Origin of the sequence: Pseudomonas sp. NFACC08-1, from assembly GCF_900106735.1 — a bacterium.
GTDB lineage: Bacteria > Pseudomonadota > Gammaproteobacteria > Pseudomonadales > Pseudomonadaceae > Aquipseudomonas > Aquipseudomonas fluorescens_Q.
Map to the genome: position 1 here is coordinate 135,598 of NZ_FNNL01000008.1, position 20,075 is coordinate 155,672.

Genomic DNA, 20,075 nt, shown 5'->3' on the forward strand with positions numbered 1-20,075 from the left:
CGTTAACGTAAAGCAAAGCCGTTTATAGAGGAAGGACTCGTGGAACACTCGCTCTTAGTTTGGTTGTTGCCGACTCTTGCCCTGGTTGCCGGTGTCGCCATTGGATTCCTGCTTGCCCGACTGCTGCCCAACGCGGTGCCCAACAGCACGCAACGTCAGCTGGACGACATCCAGGAACGCTTCGACAGTTATCAGAATGAAGTGGTCACTCACTTCAACAGCACCGCGTCCCTGGTGAAAAAACTCACCCAGAGCTACCAGGAAGTCCAGGATCACTTGTCCGAGGGTGCCAATCGCCTGGCCCTGGACGAGCAGACTCGCCAACGCCTGCTGGCTGCCCTGCACGCCGATTCGGCGCAGGCTCCACGGGAACGCCTGACCCCGCCAAAGGATCAGGAACCGCCCCGGGACTACGCCCCCAAGGCCCCGAATTCGCCCGGCATGCTCGATGAGCATTACGGTTTGAAGAAGTAATCGCCACGCAACAACCAAAAGCCCGCCCGATCACATGATCGGGCGGGCTTTTTTATGGGTTTCAGATCCGTTGTGGCGAGGGAGCTTGCTCCCGCTCGATTGCACAGCAATCGCAAAAAAGGGACCGCTTCGCGGCCCAGCGGGAGCAAGCTCCCTCGCCACGGGGTGTTTTTGCCTGAAGTATTTTTCTCAGCTTAAGCCAACACCTCACCCGCCACTTGATCGACAGCACCTTTGGTGATGTCGACGATCAGGTCTGCATCCTCGCGGGTCAGGATCAGTGGCGGGGCGAAGCCCAGGATGTCACCGTGGGGCATGGCGCGGGCGATCATGCCGCGTTCCAGGCAAGCCGCCGAGACTTTCGGGCCGACCTTGAGTGCCGGGTCGAACGCCGTGCGCTGTTCACGGTCGGCCATGAATTCCACCGCCGCCAGCATGCCGTCACCACGCACCTCGCCCACCAGCGGATGACCTTCAAGGGTTTCACGCAGGCGACGATTCAGGTAGCCGCCAACATCCTCGGCGTTGGCCGTGAGGTTTTCCCGTTCAAGAATGTCGAGGTTCGCCAGTGCCGCCGCCGCGCAAATCGGGTGCCCGGAATAGGTCCAGCCATGGCCCATGGCCCCTTCGGCCTGGGAGGCTTTTTCAATCACGCTCCAGACCTTTTCCCCGATGATCACCGCCGACAAGGGCGCATAGGCACTGGTCAGGCCTTTGGCGGTGGTGATCAGGTCCGGCTTCATGCCGTAACGCTGGCTGCCCATCTTCGAACCGAGGCGGCCGAAGGCGCAGACCACTTCATCGGCGATCAACAGCACGTCATATTTTTTCAGCACGGCCTGGATCGCATCCCAATAACCGGCCGGGGGAACGATGATGCCGCCGGTGCCCATCAGCGGTTCGCCGATGAACGCCGCCACGGTGTCCGGGCCTTCGGCGAGGATCATTTTTTCCAGCTCATCGGCGCAGTAACGCACGAACGTCGCTTCGTCCATGCCCGCCGGGGCCTTGCGATACCAGTGGGGGCACACGGTGTGCTTGACCCCTTCCACCGGCAGGTCGAAATGTTGGTGGAAGGTCGCCAGGCCGGTCAGGCTGCCGGTCATGATGCCCGAGCCATGGTAGCCACGGTCGCGGGAGATGATTTTCTTCTTCTGCGGTCGGCCCAGCACGTTGTTGTAGTAGCGCACCAGCTTGACCTGGGTTTCATTGGCATCGGAGCCGGACAAGCCGTAATAGACCTTCTTCATGCCCTCCGGCGCCCAGTCCATGATGCGGCTGGACAGCTCGATGATCGCCTCGCTCGAATGGCCGACGTAGGTGTGGTAGTAGGCCAGTTCCTTGGCCTGCTTATAGATGGCGTCGGCCACCTCGGTGCGGCCATAGCCGATGTTCACGCAGTAGAGGCCGGCAAAGGCGTCGATGAACTCCCGGCCTTCATGGTCGCGAATGCGAACGCCTGACGCACTCTTGATGATCCGCCCCTTGAGCGCGCCGCTGGCGTGGTCGTGAGCGTGGGTCGAGGGGTGCATGAAATGCGCACGGTCTTGTTCGAACAGCGTATTGAGTTCTTGGCTCATGCGGGCTCTCCTGGGAACTGGCCTTGATGGTGCAGGCAGAAATATTTGGTTTCGACAAAGGGCTCGAAGCCCTCGCTGCCACCCTCGCGGCCGAGGCCCGAGGCTTTCATGCCACCGAAGGGAATCGGGTGGCCGGTGAACTTGACGCCGTTGACCGCGACCATGGCATGGTCGAGACGGCGGATCAGCGGATAAATGACGTCCAGGCGGTTGGAACAAATATAGGCCGCCAGCCCGTACTCGGTGTCGTTGGCCATTTCGATGGCTTCGTCCAGGGTGTCGAACGGCATCACCCCGGCAATGGGCGCGAAGTTTTCTTCACGGTAGATGCGCATCTGTGGCGTGACATCGGCCAGCACAGTCGGTTGGTAGAACAACCCGCCCAAGGCATGGGCCTCACCGCCCACCAGGCGTTGAGCGCCAAGGGCCAGCGCATCGGCGACGCGGTCAGCGGTCGCATCGAGCGCCGCCTGGTGCATCAACGGCCCGACCTCCACGTCCTGCTCCTGTTGATCGACCATGGCCGGCCCGACGCGCAAGGCGCGCACCGCTGCGGCGAAACGACTGAGGAATGCCTGGTATACCGGGCGCTGCACCATGATCCGGTTAGCCGCACAGCAGTCCTGGCCGGAGGTCTGGAATTTCGCCTCCACGGCGACTTTCACCGCCAAGGCCAGGTCGGCATCGGCGCAGACGATAAATGGCGCGTTGCCGCCCAGTTCCAGCGCGACTTTCTTCACGTCATGGGCTGCCGCCTGCAACACCAGCTTGCCCACCCGGGTCGAGCCGGTGAAGCTCACCGAGCGTACGCGACGATCCTTGACCAGGGTTTCCATGGCCATTTGCGGCTCGCCCAATACCACGTTGAAAACCCCGGCAGGAAAGCCTGCCTCCTCGGCCAGTTGCGCCAGGGCCAGTGCCGAGTAAGGGGTTTCGTGGGCCGGCTTGATCACCACGGTGCAACCGGCGGCCAGGGCGGCGGCGGCCTTGCGGGTGATCATCGCCGACGGAAAATTCCACGGCGTCAGCAGCGCACAGACGCCTACTGGCTCCTTGATCGTACCCAGGTGCGCACTCGGGATATGGCTGGGGATGTTCTGCCCGTACAGGCGCCGGGCTTCCTCGGCGAACCACGGGATGAAGCTGGCAGCGTAGGCGATTTCGCCACGGGACTCGGCCAATGGCTTGCCCTGCTCCAGGCTGAGAATGTGCGCGAGGTCTTCGCTGTGTTCGACGATCAATGCCGCCCAGCGCCGCAGCAGTGCGCCCCGGCTCTCCAGGCTCTGCTCACGCCACGCCGGGAATGCGCGATGCGCCGCGTCCACCGCCGCGACAATCTGCGGCTGATCGAGCATCGGCACATGGCCGATGACCGTGCGGGTGGCGGGGTTGTGCACAGCGATACTGTGGCCGCTGTCGCTGTGGACCCAATGGCCGTCGATGTAGCAAAGCGCCTTGAACAGTAGCGGATGTTGGTAAGTCATGACGTTCACTCCAGAGCGTGTGCGTGAAGCCATGCTAGGGCAGCGGCGCTTGGGTAATCGGCTGTTTGCCGTGGGGCAAACCCTGGTTTTTTTCTGAATCGAGGGCGGCAAAAACAGGTTTTCTGCGGTGCTCAGGACGGCTCGGCCAACTCCGCCGGCAAGGCGCCGCTGGTCTTGATGGTCTTGGTGACGATGTAGGTGAAGTAGCGTTCGATGCCGAGGTCTTCCAGCAGCAGTTGATCGACGAAACGCTGGTAATAGTCGACGTCCGGTGCCTGGATCATCGCCAGGTAATCGACCCCGCCCCCGGTGGCGTAACAGAACGCCACTTCTGGCGCGGCGATCATGCGTTGCTCGAACCGGCGCATGTCCTGGGCGGTGTGGCGGGCCAGGGTGATCTCCACCAGCACCTGTTGGCGCTTGAACACCGCGCCCCAGTCGATCTGCGCCCGGTAGCCGTTGATCAACCCGGCCACCTCCAGCTTGCGCACCCGTTCCCAGGCCGGCGTCACCGACAGGTTGATGGCTTCGGCCAGGCTCGACTTGGTGATCCGTCCATCTTCGGCGAGGATCTGCAGGATCTTGAGGTCGTAGCGATCGAGTTTGTGCATGGGCGGGGCTCTCCAGTCAGTTCAGGCATCACACCGATTACTGTGGCGAGGGAGCTTGCTCCCGCTGGGGCGCGCAGCGGCCCCGATCTCGGTTCCGTCTGCCCCAGGCCGAAAAGCGACGACTGCTTCGCAGCCGAGCGGGAGCAAGCTCCCTCGCCACAGGGGGTGTGTCAGTTGAGGTGTATCAAGCCAACACATCGGCAATCACCACCAACGTATCGCCACACTGCACCAGCCCCGGAAAATGCCGGGCCGCCAGCAGGCCGCTGCGGGCGGCGCGGTATTCGACTGGGGGGATGCCGCTGCGGGTGGCGTCGTAGATGCGCGCCACCACCTCGCCCAGGGTCACGTGGTCCCCCAGGTCGCGGCACATTTCCAGCAAACCATCGTGCTCGCTGGCGATGAAACAGCTGGCATCCGGCATGTCGAGCACCAGCGACGGCTGCAACTCGATCGTACCCCGCAGGATGCCGGCGTGAATCAACAGGTTGCGCACCCCACGCTCGGCAATCGCCACGCTGCGGGCCGTCGACGAACCGCCGCCGCCCAGCTCAGTGGTGACGAACACCTTGCCCTGGGACTCGGCCGCCGTGTCGTACATCGCCCCGGCGTCCAGCTCCAGCATGCGCATGCAATACGGCGCGTTGAACGCCAGCATCCCGGCCTCGCAGCGCGCTTGCTGCTGTTTGTCCGGCAAGACGTGGCAGGCGGCAAATGGCAGGAAATCCAAGGTCCGCCCGCCGGAGTGAATGTCCAGGACAATGTCGGCCAAGGGCAGCAGCGTGCGATTGAAATAGTCGGCGATTTTCTCGGTGACGGTGCCGTCCGGCCTACCGGGAAAACTGCGGTTCAGGTTGCCCTTGTCGATGGGCGAAGTCCGGCGTCCGGCGTGGAAGGCCGGGGTGTTCATGAACGGCACGATGATCACCCGCCCACACACGTCTTCAGCCGTCAGTTGCTGCGCCAGCTTGCTCAGGGCCACCGGGCCTTCGTATTCATCGCCATGGTTGCCACCGCTGAGCAGCGCCGTCGGACCGCTGCCGCGCTGGATGACCGTGATGGGAATCATCACCGCGCCCCAGGCCGAATCGTCCCGTGAATACGGCAGCTTGAGAAAGCCGTGCTGCACGCCTTCGCGGGTGAAGTCGATCGTGGCGCTGATGGGATTATTAGGCTGATCGGGCATGGCTCAATCCTTCACGAACAATTGACGGGGCACGTTGCACAGCGTCTCGACGCCAGTCTCGGTGATCAGGATGCTTTCGGTGATTTCCAGGCCCCAATCGTCCATCCACAGCCCCGGCATGAAATGGAAGGTCATGCCCGGCTGCAACACGCTGTTGTCGCCGGGGCGCAGGCTCATGGTGCGCTCGCCCCAATCCGGCGGATAACTGATCCCGATGGGGTAGCCGCAACGACTGTCCTTGTGGATGCCGAATTTCTCCAGCACCTTGAAAAACGCCACGGCGATGTCGCCCGTGGTGTTCCCTGGCTTGGCCGCGTCCAGGCCGGCGGCGATGCCCTCGACCACGGCTTTTTCGCCGTCGAGGAAATGTTGCGGCGGCTTGCCCAGGTAAATGGTGCGCGACAGCGGGCAGTGGTAACGCTTGTAGCAACCGGCGATTTCAAAGAAGGTGCCGGCGCCCTTTTCGAAGGGTGAATCGTCCCAGGTCAGGTGCGGCGCACTGGCGTCGGCCCCGGTAGGCAACAGCGGCACGATGGCCGGGTAGTCGCCGCCATGACCGTCGGCGCCGAGGATGCCGCTGCTGTAGATCTCGGCCACCAATTCGTTCTTGCGCATACCCGGTTCGATGCGTTCCAGGATCCGGCTGTGCATGTTTTCGACGATGCGTGCGGCGATGCGCATGTAGGCGATTTCCTGGGGCGACTTGACGGCCCGCTGCCAGTTCACCAGGCCCACCGCATCCACCAGTTTTGCCTGGGGCAAATGCTTTTGCAGCGACAGGTACGCGGCGGCGCTGAAGTAATAGTTGTCCATCTCCACGCCGATGCTCAGCGCGCCCCAGCCACGGGCGATGATCACCTCGCGGGACAGGTAGTCCATGGGGTGGCGCTCGCGGGACTGCACATAGATGTCCGGGTAGCCGACGATGTTATCGGCCTGCATGAACACCGTGCGTTTTGCACCGTTGGCATCCTGGCCACGACCGAACCACACAGGCTCGCCCTCCAGTGCCACCAGCACGCACTGGTGCACATAGAACGACCAACCGTCATAGCCGGTGAGCCACGCCATGTTCGACGGATCGGTGACCAACAGCAGCTCCAGGCCCTGGGCCTGCATGGCCGCGCGAACCTTCGCCAGGCGTTGGGTGTATTCCTCCCGTTGGAACGGAAGATTGACGACTCTCTCTGACATCCCTCTGCCCTCTGATCAATGACGCACGAATGGAAAATGGTTAGCGACCGAATGGGAAACCCTTGCCCGCCGCCCGTGCCCGCTCGAACGCCAGGTTGGCGATGGAGGTGTCCTGGGCACCGGTGCCAGTGAGGTCGCACAGGGTGACCTGCGCCTCGTCGGTACGCCCGGCCCGCTGCCCTGTCAGCACCTGGCCCAGCTCGTGCAACGCGACCTCATCGCCAACTGTGCCGGCCAACAGGGCGTGATGCAGTTCGCCGAGCACGCGGGTCTGGCTCAGGCGATCGGCGACATAACAATCGACAGCCGCCAGGGCTTGCGGGGAAATCTCGTTCTTGTGTTCCGCGTCCGAGCCCATCGCGGTGATGTGCAGGCCCGGGTGCAGGTGCCGAGCTTCGATCAGCGGCTCGCGGCTGGGGGTGCAGGTGATGGCGATGTCCACGCCTTCCAGCGCGGCGTCGACACTGGCGCATGGCGTGACCGCCAGCCCTGTGTCGCGGGCCAGTTCGGCGCTGAACGCCCGGGCCTTTTGCGCATCGCGCGCCCAGACCCGCACTTCTTCGACGGGCCGCACCAGGCGCAGCGCCTGAAGTTGCAACGCCGCCTGCTCGCCGGCACCGATCAGCGCGACGCTGCGGCTCTCCTCGCGAGACAGGCAGCGCGCCGCCACCGCACCCGCCGCCGCCGTGCGTACGGCAGTGAGATAACCGTTATCCAGCAACAGCGCCTCCAGCAGACCAGTGCGCGCCGACAGCAACATCATCATGCCGTTGAGGCTGGGCAGGCCGAGCTTGGGGTTATCGAAAAAACCCGGACTGACCTTGATGGCGAAGCGTTCCAGGCCCGGCAGGTAAGCAGTCTTCACGTCCACTTCACCGTTATGTTCGGGGATGTCCAGCCGCAGGATCGGCGGCATCGCCACAGCCGCCGTCGCCAACAGCACGAAGGCCTGTTCGATGGCGTCGATGCTGGCCAGGTCGAGGGCCACGCAGCTGCGCAGGTCGGCTTCGCTCAATAGGGTGACTTCACTCATGACAGGCTCCGTTAGGGGTTATCAGGCGTTGGCGCCAGCGATCACGCGGGCATGGTGTTCGGTGTCGACGTTGCGCCCGCTGACCACCAGGACAATGGGGCCGCGCGGCTCGACCAGGCCGTCGAGCAGCGCCGCGATGCCCACCACGGCAGCCCCTTCGAGCACCAGGCGTTCGTGGTGATAGGCGTGGCGGATGGCATTGGCGATAGAGGCTTCCGAGAGCAGGTGTACGTCATCGCTCAGTTGCCGGGTCATGGCGAAGGTGTAGCGGTTGTCCAGGCCGATGCCGCCACCGAGGGAGTCGGCCAGCGTCGGCAGTTCTTCGATGTCCACGGGCTGCCCCGCGGCGAGGCTGGCGTGCATCGCGGCGCCACGGGCCATGCTGATGCCGTGGACTTGAATCGCTGGGTTCGCACTTTTGAGGGCCAGGGCAACACCGGCGAACAAGCCGCCACCGGACAACGGCACCAGGACCTGGGCCACCTCCGGTTGCTGCTCGAGGATCTCCAGGCCGAGGGTGCCCTGCCCGGCGATGATCGCCGGATGATCGAAGGGCGGCAAAAAGGTCGCGCCCTGCTCCCGGGCGATGCGCTCGGCGTCGCGCTGGGCATCGTCCTGGGACTGGCCGACGATGCACACCTCGGCGCCCAGGTCGCGAATCGCCTGCACCTTGTTGGCCGGCACCAGGTTCGACAGGCAGACAATCGCCTTGACGCCTTGTTGCGAAGCGGCATGGGCCAGTGCCCGCCCATGATTGCCGGTCGAAGCCGTGACCACGCCTTGGGCCTTTTGCTCGGCGCTGAGCTGCGCCACTGCATTGCTCGCCCCGCGCAGCTTGAAGCTGCCGGTGATTTGCAGGGCCTCAAGCTTGAGATACACCGCTACGCCCATCAACCGCGACAAACTCGGGGAATGCTCCATGGGTGTACGCCGCACCAGCGACTCGATGCGCTGGCGAGCACGGTAGATATCCTGAAGCTGCAACACTGCCATGACCGCGTCCCGAGCTGATGTGTTGCGCGCAGTCTAAGAGGGCTGGATTGTGGTGATGAATGTACTAGGGCAATTTAATTTGCATTCATTGCCACCAGAAGCGATGAACAAAATCCATCAGGCGCCCCCTACCCCTGTGGCGAGGGAGCTTGCTCCCGCTGGGGCGCGCAGCGGCCCTATAACCGGCGACATGGTGGACCATGTCAACTGAGTGACCGTTGAGAAGGGGCTGCTGCGCAGCCCAGCGGGAGCAAGCTCCCTCGCCACAAAAGCGCTCACACATTCGCTTGTGCAGCGGGCGATGTGGGGCATCAGAAATCATGAATCTGCGGGTACTGGTTGAAGATCTGCCGCATGCCGATCAGCGCATGGCGCATTTCTTCATCGCTGCATTCGGCACCGACGCAGACCCGCACCGCGCGGGGCCTGGGGGTGCCGCGGACGGTGAACGGATCGGGGGAAGTCACAGCGATGTGCTTGTGCCGCAGGGCCCGCACCAAGCTGTCCACTTCCCAATGGGACGGGATGCCAACCCACGCATTCAAGGCATGCGGGTGCTGGCCCAACACGTGCTCGCCCATGTACTCGGTGACCATCGCCTGGCGCCCGGACAGCAAGCGGCGCTGCAGATGCACCAACGATTCGGCGCGTCCATCGCGAATCCAGCGGGTGGCGATCTCCGAGACCATGGGCGTGGCCATCCAACTGTTGACCCGCAGGATGCTCTCGGTGCGCAACGCCAGGCGCTTGGGCACCACCAGGTAGCCGATGCGCAGCCCCGTGAGCACCGACTTGGTCATGCTCGTGCAATAGAACGACAGCTCCGGCAGGTAATGGCTGATGGGCGGCGCCCGGCGTTCGTCCAGCAGCGGGCCGTACACATCGTCTTCGATAATGTGCACACCGAAGCGCCGGGCAATCTCGGCGATTTCCCGGCGGCGGGCGTCGGGCATCAGGCTGGTGGTGGGGTTGTTCAGGTTTGGCGTGCACACCAGCGCGGTGATGCGCTCGTTGCTGCACATGTCTTCGAAATGCTCGGGGTCGATGCCATAGCGGTCCATCTCCAGGCCCTTGAGGGTGAAACCCAGCACCTGGGAGTTGCCGATCACGCCGTGGTCGGTCAAGCCTTCGCAAAGCACCACATCATCAGGGCCCGCCAGCGAAGCGAGAGCCAGGAAAATCCCGTGGGCCGCACCATTGGTGATCAGCACATCGTTACGGTCGACTTTCAGCCCTTGCCGACCGATCCACTGCGCCGCCGCTTCGCGATGGGATTCGAAACCGGCGATGGGGCGAAACGCATGAATCCACGGCTGATCCTCTTCAGTACTCAGCGCCGCGCAGGTATCACGCCAGGCCTGGTCATGCTCGCGGGTGTGCAGGATGCGGGTGATGGAAAAATCCACCAGCGCTCGCTCGGGACTGTCGAGAATGTACGTCGCCACCCGGTCGCTCATGCGCCGCGAGACGAAGCTGCCACGCCCGACTTCACAGCGCACCAGGCCCTGGCGCTCCAGTTCCTTGTAGGCGTTGGTGACGGTCTGCACGCTGATGCCCATGGCGTCGGCCACCTGCCGTTGCGGCGGCAGGCGCTGGTCATTGGCCAGGGTGCCCTGTTCGATATCGTCGGCAATGGCCTGCACCAGAATCTTGTATTTGGATTCACCGCTGCGGGCGAGGTCCAAGGCTGACTTCCACTTATCCATGACAGCTGCAACCGGCGTGTTTAGGGGTGCGCACAGCATTGCGCGGCCATCGCGGCAAAGCAATTGTCCTAGTGCAATACAATCGATGCCGGGGCTTTTGTATGCTCGGTCCAAGGTCGTCATCCAGGCGGGTTCATCACCCTGACAAAAAGCCGGATCGACCTGTACCGGCGCCGCTCCCGATCCATGGCCCAGCCTGGATCAGCCGCAGTACGCTTTGCTCTTGTAACACTGCCTCCTACCACAGAGCCGTCAAACGACGGATCCACAAGAAACAGGAGATTTTATCGATGAGCAATTTTCTTCCCCGCACAGGCGCGCCCTTGCGTCGGCTTTTGCTGACCTGTGCCGTGCTTGGCCTGGCCGGCGGCGTCCAGGCGGCGACCTTGGATACCGTCAAAAGCAACAGCAGCATCCGGATCGGCTACGCCAACGAAACCCCGTTCGCCTTCACCGAAACCGACGGCACCGTGACCGGTGAATCGCCGGAAATCGCCAAGATCATCTTTGCCAAGATGGGCATCAAGCAGGTCAACGGCGTGCTGACTGAATGGGGCTCGCTGATTCCCGGCTTGCGCGCCGGCCGTTTCGACGTGATTGCCGCCGGCATGTACATCACCCCGGCGCGTTGCAAGCAGGTGTTGTTCACCGACCCGCAATACCAGTTGCCCGATGCCTTGCTCGTGGCCAAGGGCAACCCGAAAAACCTCCACAGTTATGAAGACATCGCCAAGCAACCGGACGTGAAGCTGGCGATCATGGCCGGCACGGTGAACCTGGCGTACGCTCGAGATTCCGGGGTCAAGGACGAGCAGATCCTCCAGGTTCCCGACACCACCGCACAGTTGCAAGCGGTGCGCGCCGGTCGCGCGGACGCCGCCGTCGGCACGCAACTGACCATGAAAGGCCTCGCCGGCAAAGGCGGCGAGAAGGTCGAGGCGATGACCGAATTCAAGGACGATCCGTCCCACATCGGTTACGGCGCCCTCGCCTTCCGCCCCGAAGACAAAGACCTGCGCGACGCGGTCAACGCCGAGCTGAAGAAATGGCTGGGCTCCGAAGAACACCTCAAGACGGTTGCGCCGTTCGGTTTCGACAAATCCAACGTGACCAGCAAAACCGCGGCCGAGCTCTGCGCTCAGCCATAGTCGAAACTGACGTGCCGAAACAGGCGTGACGCACGCTGCGTGATGCCTGTTCCCCTGCTTCATCGGATATCGGGTCGAACCATGGGCGAATTACTTCCGTTATTGATTCAAGGGGCCTGGGTCACGCTGCAGGTGACCTTCTTCGGCTCGCTGCTGGCGATTGTCGCCGCGGTCTTGGCGGCCCTCGGGCGGCTGTCGCCGTGGCGCGCGCTGCGCTGGTTCAGCATCACCTACATCGAAGTCTTCCGTGGCACCTCGCTGTTGGTCCAGCTGTTCTGGCTGTTCTTCGTGTTGCCGCTGCCGCCGTTCAACGTCGAACTGAGCCCCTACGCGGTGGCGATCGTCGGCCTGGGCCTGCACATCGGCGCTTATGGGGCCGAGGTCATGCGCGGTGCCATCAGCTCGGTGGCCAAGGGGCAATACGAAGCTTGCACGGCGCTGAATTTCAGTAGTTTCACGCGCTTCAAACGGATCATCTTGCCCCAGGCCTTGTTGGCAGCGATTCCGCCGGGCACCAACCTGCTCATCGAGCTGCTGAAAAACACCTCGCTGGTGTCGCTGATCACCTTGTCCGACCTGAGCTTCCGTGCCCGGCAACTGGACCAGGCGACCTTCCAGACCCTGGAGATCTTCAGCCTGGCCTTGGTGATGTATTTCATCCTCGCCCAGGCCATCAATTTCGGCATGCGCCACGTCGAACGGCGACTGAGCCGGGGCCGGATGCGTGGAGGTCTGTCATGACGCTGTTCGATTGGTCCTACGCCGCACAAATCCTGCCGGACCTGCTGCGCGCCTCTCTCAACACCGTGGGTATCACCCTGGTCGGTTTCCTGATCGCGATTGTCCTGGGGCTGTTCCTGGCGATTGGCCGGCGCAGTCGCACATTCTGGTTGTCGTGGCCGGCCACTGCGGTGATCGAGTTCATCCGCAGCACACCGCTGTTGATCCAGGTGTATTTCCTCTACTACGTACTGCCCAACTACGGCTTGAGCCTGACGGCCATGCAGGTCGGCATCCTCGGCATCGGCCTGCACTACGCCTGCTACATCGCCGAGGTCTATCGCAGTGGTCTCGACGCGGTGCCACGGGCGCAGTGGGAGGCGGTGACGGCATTGAACATCGCGCCGTACGACGCCTACCGCAACATCATCCTGCCCCAGGCGCTGCGACCGATCGTGCCGCCGCTGGGCAACTACCTGGTGGCGATGCTCAAGGACACGCCGGTGCTGTCGGCGATCACCGTGGTGGAAATCATGCAGCAGGCCAAGAATATCGGTTCCGAGAATTTCCGTTACCTGGAACCGATCACCATGGTAGGCCTGTTCTTCCTCGCCCTGAGCCTTGCCTTGGCCTATCTGGTACGGCGCCTTGAAACGCGCATGGAGCTACGCTAATGACTTTACCTCTGTCCACGCCCACCGATTTGTCCCGGCGCAGCACGCTGGCGTCGCAGCAGGAGGCCCCGGCCATGCAAGATCCCACACCGTCCCGGCCGATCGTGAGTTTCCAGGACGTGACCAAAAGCTATGGCAGCTTCACCGTGCTCGACCATCTGAACCTGGATGTCGCCCCCGGTGAAAAGGTCGCGATCATCGGCCCCAGCGGCTCGGGCAAGTCCACGCTGCTGCGGGTGTTGATGACCCTGGAAGGCATCAATCAGGGCCAGATCCGCGTAGAGGATGACTCCCTGACCCACATGCCCAACCGCAACGGCGTGCTGGTGCCGGCCAACGACCGACACATCCGCCGGGTGCGCGGCAAGATCGGCATGGTGTTCCAGAGTTTCAACCTGTTCCCCCACATGACGGCGCTGCAAAACGTGATCGAGGCGCCGGTGCAGGTGCTGGGCATGAACCCGAAAGAAGCCCGGGAGCGCGCCGCCGACCTGTTGAAACTGGTGGGGCTGGGCAACAAGCTCGACCATTATCCGTCGCAGTTGTCCGGCGGCCAGCAACAGCGGGTGGCGATTGCCCGGGCGCTGGCAATGCGGCCCAAGGTGATGCTGTTCGACGAAGTGACCTCGGCGCTTGACCCGGAGTTGTGCGGCGAAGTGCTGAATGTGATCCGCAAACTGGGGGCCGAACATAACCTGACGATGCTGATGGTGACCCACCAGATGGGCTTCGCCCGGGAGTTCGCCGACCGGGTGTGCTTTTTCTATAAAGGGCAGATTCACGAACAGGGCACTCCGGCGCAGATCTTCGAACATCCGCAACAAGAACGGACGTGCGCGTTTTTGAGTGCGGTGAAAGAGGCCAATTGATCCCATCAAATGAGCTGAGTACACCTTATTGTGGCGAGGGGATTTATCCCCGTTGGGCTGCGAAGCAGTCCTGAGCTCAAACACCTCGGTGTGTCAGTCCGATTGAGCGGACAGTTTGGGGGCTGCTTCGCAGCCCAGCGGGGATAAATCCCCTCGCCACAGGGTTTGGTATCAGCCTGAAGGGAAATGGCAGCCATAAAAAAACGGGGACCATGTCTGCATGGCCCCCGTTTCATTTACCTTCCAGCGATCAAGGGTATTGCTGGTAAGTCTGCCCCTGCTGTGCCGGCGGAGTCTGATACTGCTGGCCCGGAATCGCCTTGAGGTTGACCTCGACACGACGGTTCTGCGCACGGCCATTGACGTCGGCGTTGCTGGCTACCGGGTTGTCCGGGCCGGCGCCACGGGCCGACAGGTTGGCACCGCTCACGCCCTGGGACGTCAGGTAGGTCGCCACGCTCTGCGCACGACGCTGGGACAGGTCCATGTTGTGCTGGCGGCTGCCGGTGCTGTCGGTGTAGCCGACGATTTCGATCTGGTTCTGGTTGAACTCCTTGAGGGAGTTGGCCAGGTTATTCAGCGGCTGGTAGAAACTGGACGCGATGTTCGCCGAGTCGGTGGCGAAGGTGATGTTGCCCGGCATGATCAGCTTGATCTGGTCGCCCTGGCGCTGCACTTCAACGCCGGTATTGGCCATGCTGGCGCGCAGCTTCTTTTCCTGCTGGTCGGCGTAGTAGCCGTAACCGGCCGCAGAAGCCCCCACCACCGCTGCACCGATCAACGCGCCCTTGCCACGGTTATCGTGACCGATGGCCGCACCGGCCAACGCCCCCGCCAATGCACCGAGGCCGCCATACTTGGCGGTTTTGCTCATGCCCGAAGATTCGGTAGAGGCCTGGCCCTGATTGTCATAGGGGTTAGGCGACGCACAGCCGGACAACAAGGCCACAGCAGTAGCGACAACGATCAAGCGACGCGAGGTGAACATGAAGATGCTCCTGGGTTTTCAGTCTGAATGCCAAAGTGTAGGCAATCGACTCTGGCAGGCGTTGGAACGCGGCAATCGTTAAAAATTCCGTCGCGCTGCGTTGCGCTTCGCCCGGCTGACCGATAAAAAACCGGCGTCCGGGCGAATGCCCCTCACCCCTGCGCCAGGCAGCGGCTCACCCCCCTGACAATCATCTCCACTTCTCGCCCATCGATCGTCAACGGCGGCAGCAGGCGGATGGTCTGGCCCCGCGTGATATTGATCAGCAGGCCGTGGTCCCGGGCGGCGCGAAGGGCCAGGTCGCGGACCGGTTGCTTGAGTTCGATGCCGATCATCAACCCCTGGCCGCGGATCGCCAATACATTCGGGGTGTCCGCCAACTCGATGCGCAACCGGCTCAGCAATAGGTCGCCCTGGTGCCTGGCGTTGTCCACCAGCGCTTGTTGCTCAATGATCTCCAGCACCGTGCAGCCGACCCGACAGGCCAGCGGATTACCGCCAAAGGTGCTGCCATGGCTGCCAGGGGTAAACAGCTCGGCCGCCTTGCCCCGCGCCAGGCAGGCACCAATGGGTACGCCATTGCCCAGGCCTTTGGCGAGGGTCATGACGTCCGGCACGATGCCCTCGTGCTGGAACGCGAACCATTGGCCAGTGCGACCGATGCCGGTCTGGATCTCGTCGAGCATCAACAACCAGGCGCGCCGGCTGCACAGTTCACGCAAGGCCTTGAGATAGCCCGGCGGTGCGAGTTGCACACCGCTTTCGCCCTGGATCGGTTCTACCAGTACTGCGACGATGCGCTCGGCATGAGCTTGCTGGATCGCTTCAAACGCCGCCAGATCGCCGAACGGCACCTTGATGAAATCCCCCGGCAACCGATTGAAACCCAGCCGCACGGAGGGGCCGTCACTGGCGCACATCGTGCCCAAGGTGCGCCCATGGAACGCATTGTCCATGACCACTACCAACGGCTGCTCAATGCCTTTATGCCAACCATAGAGGCGCGCCAGTTTCAATGCGGTTTCGTTGGCCTCGGCGCCTGAGTTGTTGAAAAACGCCCGCTCCAGCCCAGACAGCTGGGTGAGCTTTTGCGCCAGGCGTTGTTGCCAATCGATGCTGTACAGGTTCGACGTGTGCAACAGCAGGCCGGCCTGCTCGCTGATGGCGGCCACCAACCGTGGGTGGGAATGGCCGACATTGGTCACCGCCACGCCCGCCACCGCATCGAGGTACTCGCGGCCATCCTGGTCCCACAGGCGCGTACCCAAACCATGGGTGAAACTCAGCGCCAGGGGTTGGTAAGTGGTCATCAGGCAGGCAGCGGTCATGGCATCAAGCTCCATTGGGTTGGTTTTTTCCAGTATGGTTAGCCACCAAGACTGGATAAACGCTGCTTTACTTCAATCATTTAAAAGCCGAGCTTGATAATGGACTTGTTCCAAGCAATGACCGTTTACGTGAAGGTAGTAGAAACCGGAAGCCTGACGGCGGCGGCCCAGGCGTGCGAAATGTCCACCACCATGGTGGGTAATCATCTTCGTGCACTGGAGCAACGTCTCGGCGTACGCCTGATCAACCGTACGACGCGGCGCCAGCGCCTGACTGAGTTTGGCTCGACCTACTACCAACGTTGCCTGGAAGTGCTGGGGCTGGTGGCCGATTCCGAGCGCCTGGCCGAACAGACCCAAGGCGAGCCCAGCGGCACCCTGCGCATCACCGCGCCGCTGACCTTTGGTACCGAACGCCTATCGCCGGCGCTGGCCGAATTCAGCCAGCGCTTCCCCCAGGTCAAGCTCGACGTGATGCTGACCAATCAGCGGCTGGACCTGCTCGAACATGGATTCGATGTCGCCATTCGCCTCGGCCATCCCGACCCGAAACTGATTGCCCGTCCGTTGGTGGACTACACCCTGACCATCTGCGCCTCCCCTGCCTACCTGGCCCGGCGCGGCACACCGGAACAACCGGCGGACCTGCAACGACACGACTGCCTGTCGTTCGCCTATTCGGCAGCAGACGAATGGCGCTTCGCCCAGGAACACTGGCCCATCAACGGCCCGGACGGCGAGATCAAGGTCCCGGTAAACGGACCGATGCTGATCAACAGCTCCTCGGGCCTGCATCGCGCCGCCTTGGCCGGGATGGGCGTGGTGATGCTGCCCGATGCGCTGGTGGCCCAGGACCTGAAGGATGGTCACCTGGTGGCGTTGTTGCAGGACTATCAGTTGCCCCATCGCCCAATGAGCCTGATGTACGCGCAGGACCGCTACCGTTTGCCGAAACTGCGCAGTTTTGTCGAGTTCGCACTGGAGAAATGGGGCAAACCCCAACCCAATGATGCTGTGGCGAGGGAATTTATCCCCGCTGGGTTGCGCAGCAACCCCAAGACTGTCGGTTCACATCGCAGGTGATGTCGGGTTTGATGATTTTTGGGGGGCCGCTACGCGCCCCTGCGGGGATAAATCCCCTCGCCACCAAAGCAAACCCCGTCTGAACATCCGCCGCTAGTTCCCCACTCCCCCCATCAGCTACTCTTCCTCCTTGGACGAGCATTTTGATATCAAGGTTGATGAGGAAACGATGATGGGAGATGCCTCGAACATCGATATGCTGCGGTTCGACCTGTCCGATCTGGACGAAGGCGTACTGCACACCATCCTGGAACTGGTCAGCGATGGCATCTGGGACTGGAATGCCAACACCGGCTTCGTCTACCGCAACCCCGGCTGGTACACGATGCTAGGCTACCTGCCTCATTCACTGGACAACAACGTGCTGACCTGGGAGAGCGTGATCCACCCGGATGACTATCCACGGGTCATGGCGTTGTTCGACGACTACCTGGAACAACGCTCCCACGGTTACCAGGCCGAATACCGCTGCCGCAAGCGCGATGGGGCCTACATCTGGATCGAGGATCGCGGCTACGTGATCGCCCGTAATCCGGACGGCACGGTGGCGCGCATGATCGGCGCCCATCGCAGTATCGACGACAAAAAGCGTCTGTTCGAACAACTGGAACAGCGTAACCAATCCCTGGAAGTCATCATTGAAGAACGCACCCGCGAACTGTCCCGGGTCAACCATCAGTTGCAGATCCAGCTCGACGAGAATCGCCGGCTTGCCGAAACCGATGCGCTGACGCGGGTCGCCAACCGTTATCGCCTGGACCAGGCACTGCCGCTGGCCTGTGAGCGCGCACAGCGTTTCCGCGAGCCGTTGTCGCTGATCGCCATGGACGTGGATGATTTCAAGGACATCAACGACCGCTACGGCCACGCCTTTGGCGACGCAGCGCTGGTGCAAGTGGTGCAGAGCGTCAAGCGTTGCCAGCGCGACGGCGATTTGCTGGTGCGCTGGGGCGGTGACGAATTCATCATGATCTTGCCCAATACCACCCTGGCCGACGCCCGCCTGCTGGCGGAAAGCATTCGCCGGGGTCTGTCCGACCTGCTGCCGGTGGGCGACTTCCAGATCACCATGAGTTTTGGCGTGGTGCAGCGACTCGAGAATGAACAGCACGCGACGTTGCTGCACCGGGCGGATCAGGCGCTGTATCGCTCCAAGATGTCGGGCAAGAATGTGATTTGTGAATGAACCGGGCCCAGGCCCGAAGGTAAAAAAGAATGCAGATATGAGGCGCTGGCAACGGTCATAGGCTGTATCCCTAGCAATCAGGCTTTCACCCTTGCCGATTCGATCCCCCTCCTTCCCACGCCTTTACCTGGGCTGCGCCGGCTGGTCGCTGCCCCGGGAGCACTGGCCGGCCTTTGCTGTCGACGGGACTCATTTGCAACGCTATAGCAGCCGATTCCCGGCCGTGGAAATCAACAGCTCGTTCTACCGCCCTCACCGTCCCGCCACGTATGCAAAGTGGGCAGCCAGCGTGGCCCGGGATTTTCGTTTCTCGGTCAAAGTGCCCAAGCAGATCACCCATGAACGGCGACTGATCGACTGCGAAGGGCCTGTGGATGAATTCCTCGGGCAATGCTCGCAACTGGGAGATCAGCTTGGCTGCCTCTTGATTCAGTTGCCCCCGTCGCTGGCGTTCGATGCCGCGGCGGCTGGGGCGTTCTTCAAGGCCGTGCGAGACCGTTATCAGGGTTACGCGGTGCTTGAGCCGCGACACCCGAGCTGGCTCGAGCCCCAGGCCGCAGCGATGCTGCAAGACGAATGCATCGGCCGTGTCGCCGCCGATCCGTCCCCCTTGCCCGGCGGCGATCAACCCGCTGGCTGGCCTGGCATTCGCTACTACCGCTTGCACGGTTCTCCACGGATTTACTACTCAGCTTACGAAGACGTCTGGCTGGAGCGCCTCGCCCGAGCATTGAAAGCTGACCCCGACACGCCGACCTGGTGCATCTTCGACAACACCGCCAGCGCCGCCGCGACGAGCGATGCCTTGCGATTGATGGACCTGATGCACAACTGAAACCCGCTACCGACAACAAATGGTCAGCTGCTACCGGTCCGACCGTGACAACACCGCCCGCGTCCAATAGATTAGGCGACCGGAAAAAAGCTCAATGCCTTTCTCGCCTCATCCCGCTAACAGAAGTAGTGAAATTTCAATGTCCGATTCCAACACCGCTGAATCCGTAGTCACCCTGTCGTCCAAAGCGGAATACGAAAACTCCATCAATCTTTCACAGCATCTGCCCCAGGCCAAAACCATCAGCGAAATGGTCCTCGATGCATTCCAGTCGAATCGCGAAAGCGACCAGATCCGCGAACTGCGCAACGCCATCCGCCAGGCTCACGATGCGTTCGACGACGACAAGGCCTACGAACTGATGGGCCAGCTCAAACAACTCAAAGACGCCGAAGCCGCCGATTTCGCGGCCCTGGAAGACCTGAGCAGCCGCTTCCCCATCAGCCGTATCCTCTCCAGCTACAAGGACGACCCGTCGTTTCAAGAACTGGTCTACGGCCTGGCCCTGAAAGTACTGAACCAGACCCATCAGGCCATCAGCAATCCGAGCGGCAGCAAGGGCAAGGCCTCACGCGCCAAGAAAGAAGCCGAAGTGTTTGTCATCAGCAAGGACGGCATCAGCGTCACCCTGCCCCTGCGCACACCACGCTCCAAGCCGAACGTCGACCGCGAGGCCTTCGAGTTCCTGGGCTTCAACTTCGTAGGCGAAGGCGACGAAGCCGAGCTGGAAAGCGAAACTTTCCTGGACAATGACGGCACCGAACAACAGGCCACCCGCAAAAGCATCGTCACCGCCCTGCAACAGCAAAAAGCATTCGACGGCTACAGCATCGCCCAGCAATAAGCCATCGCCCAACGATCGTTCCCACACTCCGCGTGGGAATGCCTCCTCGGACGCTCCGCGTTCGGCTTCTTGGGACGCAGAGCGTCCCTGGCTGCATTCCCACGCAGAGCGTCCAGGCAACGCCCATGAAAAAGCCCCG

At 62.3% G+C, this 20,075-nt stretch carries 18 protein-coding genes and 1 pseudogene; 9 read left to right on the forward strand and 10 right to left on the reverse strand.

The window, feature by feature from the left end; all coding sequences use genetic code 11:
* Nucleotides 1-39: 39 nt before the first annotated feature.
* Complete coding sequence (locus BLU76_RS17960; protein WP_046063603.1) at nt 40-474, forward strand: Z-ring associated ZapG family protein; 435 nt, start codon at nt 40-42, stop codon at nt 472-474.
* A gap of 194 nt (nt 475-668) precedes the next feature.
* Here the strand turns inward: BLU76_RS17960 and BLU76_RS17965 are convergent, their stop codons facing one another.
* The 8 genes from BLU76_RS17965 to BLU76_RS18000 form a co-directional block, all read right to left on the reverse strand.
* The gene (locus tag BLU76_RS17965) at nt 669-2,054 is read right to left on the reverse strand and encodes an aspartate aminotransferase family protein (RefSeq protein WP_092223703.1); all 1,386 of its coding nucleotides are present in this window, start codon (nt 2,052-2,054) and stop codon (nt 669-671) included.
* A complete protein-coding gene (locus tag BLU76_RS17970) occupies nt 2,051-3,538 on the reverse strand; it encodes an NAD-dependent succinate-semialdehyde dehydrogenase (RefSeq protein ID WP_092149486.1) in 1,488 nt (495 codons plus the stop codon). The genes BLU76_RS17965 and BLU76_RS17970 overlap by 4 nt, the downstream gene beginning before the upstream one ends.
* Nucleotides 3,539-3,669: 131 nt before the next feature.
* A complete protein-coding gene (locus BLU76_RS17975; protein ID WP_092149483.1) occupies nt 3,670-4,149 on the reverse strand; it encodes an Lrp/AsnC family transcriptional regulator in 480 nt (159 codons plus the stop codon).
* 184 nt (nt 4,150-4,333) lie between these two features.
* Nucleotides 4,334-5,335: a N(2)-acetyl-L-2,4-diaminobutanoate deacetylase DoeB gene (gene doeB / locus BLU76_RS17980; protein WP_092223705.1), complete on the reverse strand. Its 1,002-nt coding sequence runs from the start codon at nt 5,333-5,335 to the stop codon at nt 4,334-4,336.
* Nucleotides 5,336-5,338: 3 nt separating this feature from the next.
* The gene (gene doeA, locus BLU76_RS17985) at nt 5,339-6,529 is read right to left on the reverse strand and encodes an ectoine hydrolase DoeA (RefSeq protein ID WP_092223707.1); all 1,191 of its coding nucleotides are present in this window, start codon (nt 6,527-6,529) and stop codon (nt 5,339-5,341) included.
* Between the two features lie 40 nt (nt 6,530-6,569).
* Nucleotides 6,570-7,562, reverse strand: a complete 993-nt coding sequence (locus BLU76_RS17990) for a cyclodeaminase (RefSeq protein WP_092223709.1) — start codon at nt 7,560-7,562, stop codon at nt 6,570-6,572.
* A gap of 21 nt (nt 7,563-7,583) precedes the next feature.
* On the reverse strand, nt 7,584-8,555 hold the full coding sequence (gene eutB / locus BLU76_RS17995) for a hydroxyectoine utilization dehydratase EutB (RefSeq protein WP_092223711.1): 972 nt from the start codon (nt 8,553-8,555) through the stop codon (nt 7,584-7,586).
* A 311-nt stretch (nt 8,556-8,866) separates the two neighbouring features.
* Nucleotides 8,867-10,261, reverse strand: a complete 1,395-nt coding sequence (locus BLU76_RS18000; protein ID WP_092149468.1) for a MocR-like ectoine utilization transcription factor EhuR — start codon at nt 10,259-10,261, stop codon at nt 8,867-8,869.
* 290 nt (nt 10,262-10,551) lie between these two features.
* Here BLU76_RS18000 and ehuB point away from each other — a divergent pair, with 290 nt between their 5' ends.
* The 4 genes from ehuB to ehuA all read left to right on the forward strand — a co-directional run bounded on the left by ehuB (nt 10,552) and on the right by ehuA (nt 13,672).
* Entirely contained in the window at nt 10,552-11,409 is an 858-nt protein-coding gene (gene ehuB, locus BLU76_RS18005; RefSeq protein ID WP_092223713.1) for an ectoine/hydroxyectoine ABC transporter substrate-binding protein EhuB, read from the forward strand.
* An 81-nt stretch (nt 11,410-11,490) separates the two neighbouring features.
* Complete coding sequence (gene ehuC, locus BLU76_RS18010) at nt 11,491-12,150, forward strand: ectoine/hydroxyectoine ABC transporter permease subunit EhuC (RefSeq protein WP_092149462.1); 660 nt, start codon at nt 11,491-11,493, stop codon at nt 12,148-12,150.
* Nucleotides 12,147-12,803, forward strand: a complete 657-nt coding sequence (gene ehuD / locus BLU76_RS18015; protein WP_092149459.1) for an ectoine/hydroxyectoine ABC transporter permease subunit EhuD — start codon at nt 12,147-12,149, stop codon at nt 12,801-12,803. The genes ehuC and ehuD overlap by 4 nt, the downstream gene beginning before the upstream one ends.
* Entirely contained in the window at nt 12,803-13,672 is an 870-nt protein-coding gene (gene ehuA / locus BLU76_RS18020) for an ectoine/hydroxyectoine ABC transporter ATP-binding protein EhuA (protein WP_371915041.1), read from the forward strand. The genes ehuD and ehuA overlap by 1 nt, the downstream gene beginning before the upstream one ends.
* 250 nt (nt 13,673-13,922) lie before the next feature.
* Here the strand turns inward: ehuA and BLU76_RS18025 are convergent, their stop codons facing one another.
* Complete coding sequence (locus BLU76_RS18025) at nt 13,923-14,660, reverse strand: YiaD family glycine zipper/OmpA-like lipoprotein (RefSeq protein ID WP_072348629.1); 738 nt, start codon at nt 14,658-14,660, stop codon at nt 13,923-13,925.
* Nucleotides 14,661-14,812: 152 nt separating this feature from the next.
* Nucleotides 14,813-15,988: an aspartate aminotransferase family protein gene (locus BLU76_RS18030; RefSeq protein WP_092149456.1), complete on the reverse strand. Its 1,176-nt coding sequence runs from the start codon at nt 15,986-15,988 to the stop codon at nt 14,813-14,815.
* Between the two features lie 99 nt (nt 15,989-16,087).
* Between BLU76_RS18030 and BLU76_RS18035 the strand changes: the two are divergent.
* The 4 genes and pseudogenes from BLU76_RS18035 to BLU76_RS18050 form a co-directional block, all read left to right on the forward strand.
* Nucleotides 16,088-16,984, forward strand: a pseudogene (locus BLU76_RS18035) (LysR family transcriptional regulator); the annotation flags it as partial.
* A gap of 259 nt (nt 16,985-17,243) precedes the next feature.
* Nucleotides 17,244-18,257, forward strand: a complete 1,014-nt coding sequence (locus BLU76_RS18040) for a sensor domain-containing diguanylate cyclase (RefSeq protein WP_092223715.1) — start codon at nt 17,244-17,246, stop codon at nt 18,255-18,257.
* A 91-nt stretch (nt 18,258-18,348) separates the two neighbouring features.
* Entirely contained in the window at nt 18,349-19,092 is a 744-nt protein-coding gene (locus tag BLU76_RS18045; RefSeq protein ID WP_092223717.1) for a DUF72 domain-containing protein, read from the forward strand.
* A gap of 139 nt (nt 19,093-19,231) precedes the next feature.
* Nucleotides 19,232-19,936, forward strand: a complete 705-nt coding sequence (locus tag BLU76_RS18050; RefSeq protein ID WP_072348620.1) for a hypothetical protein — start codon at nt 19,232-19,234, stop codon at nt 19,934-19,936.
* Nucleotides 19,937-20,075 lie beyond the last annotated feature (139 nt).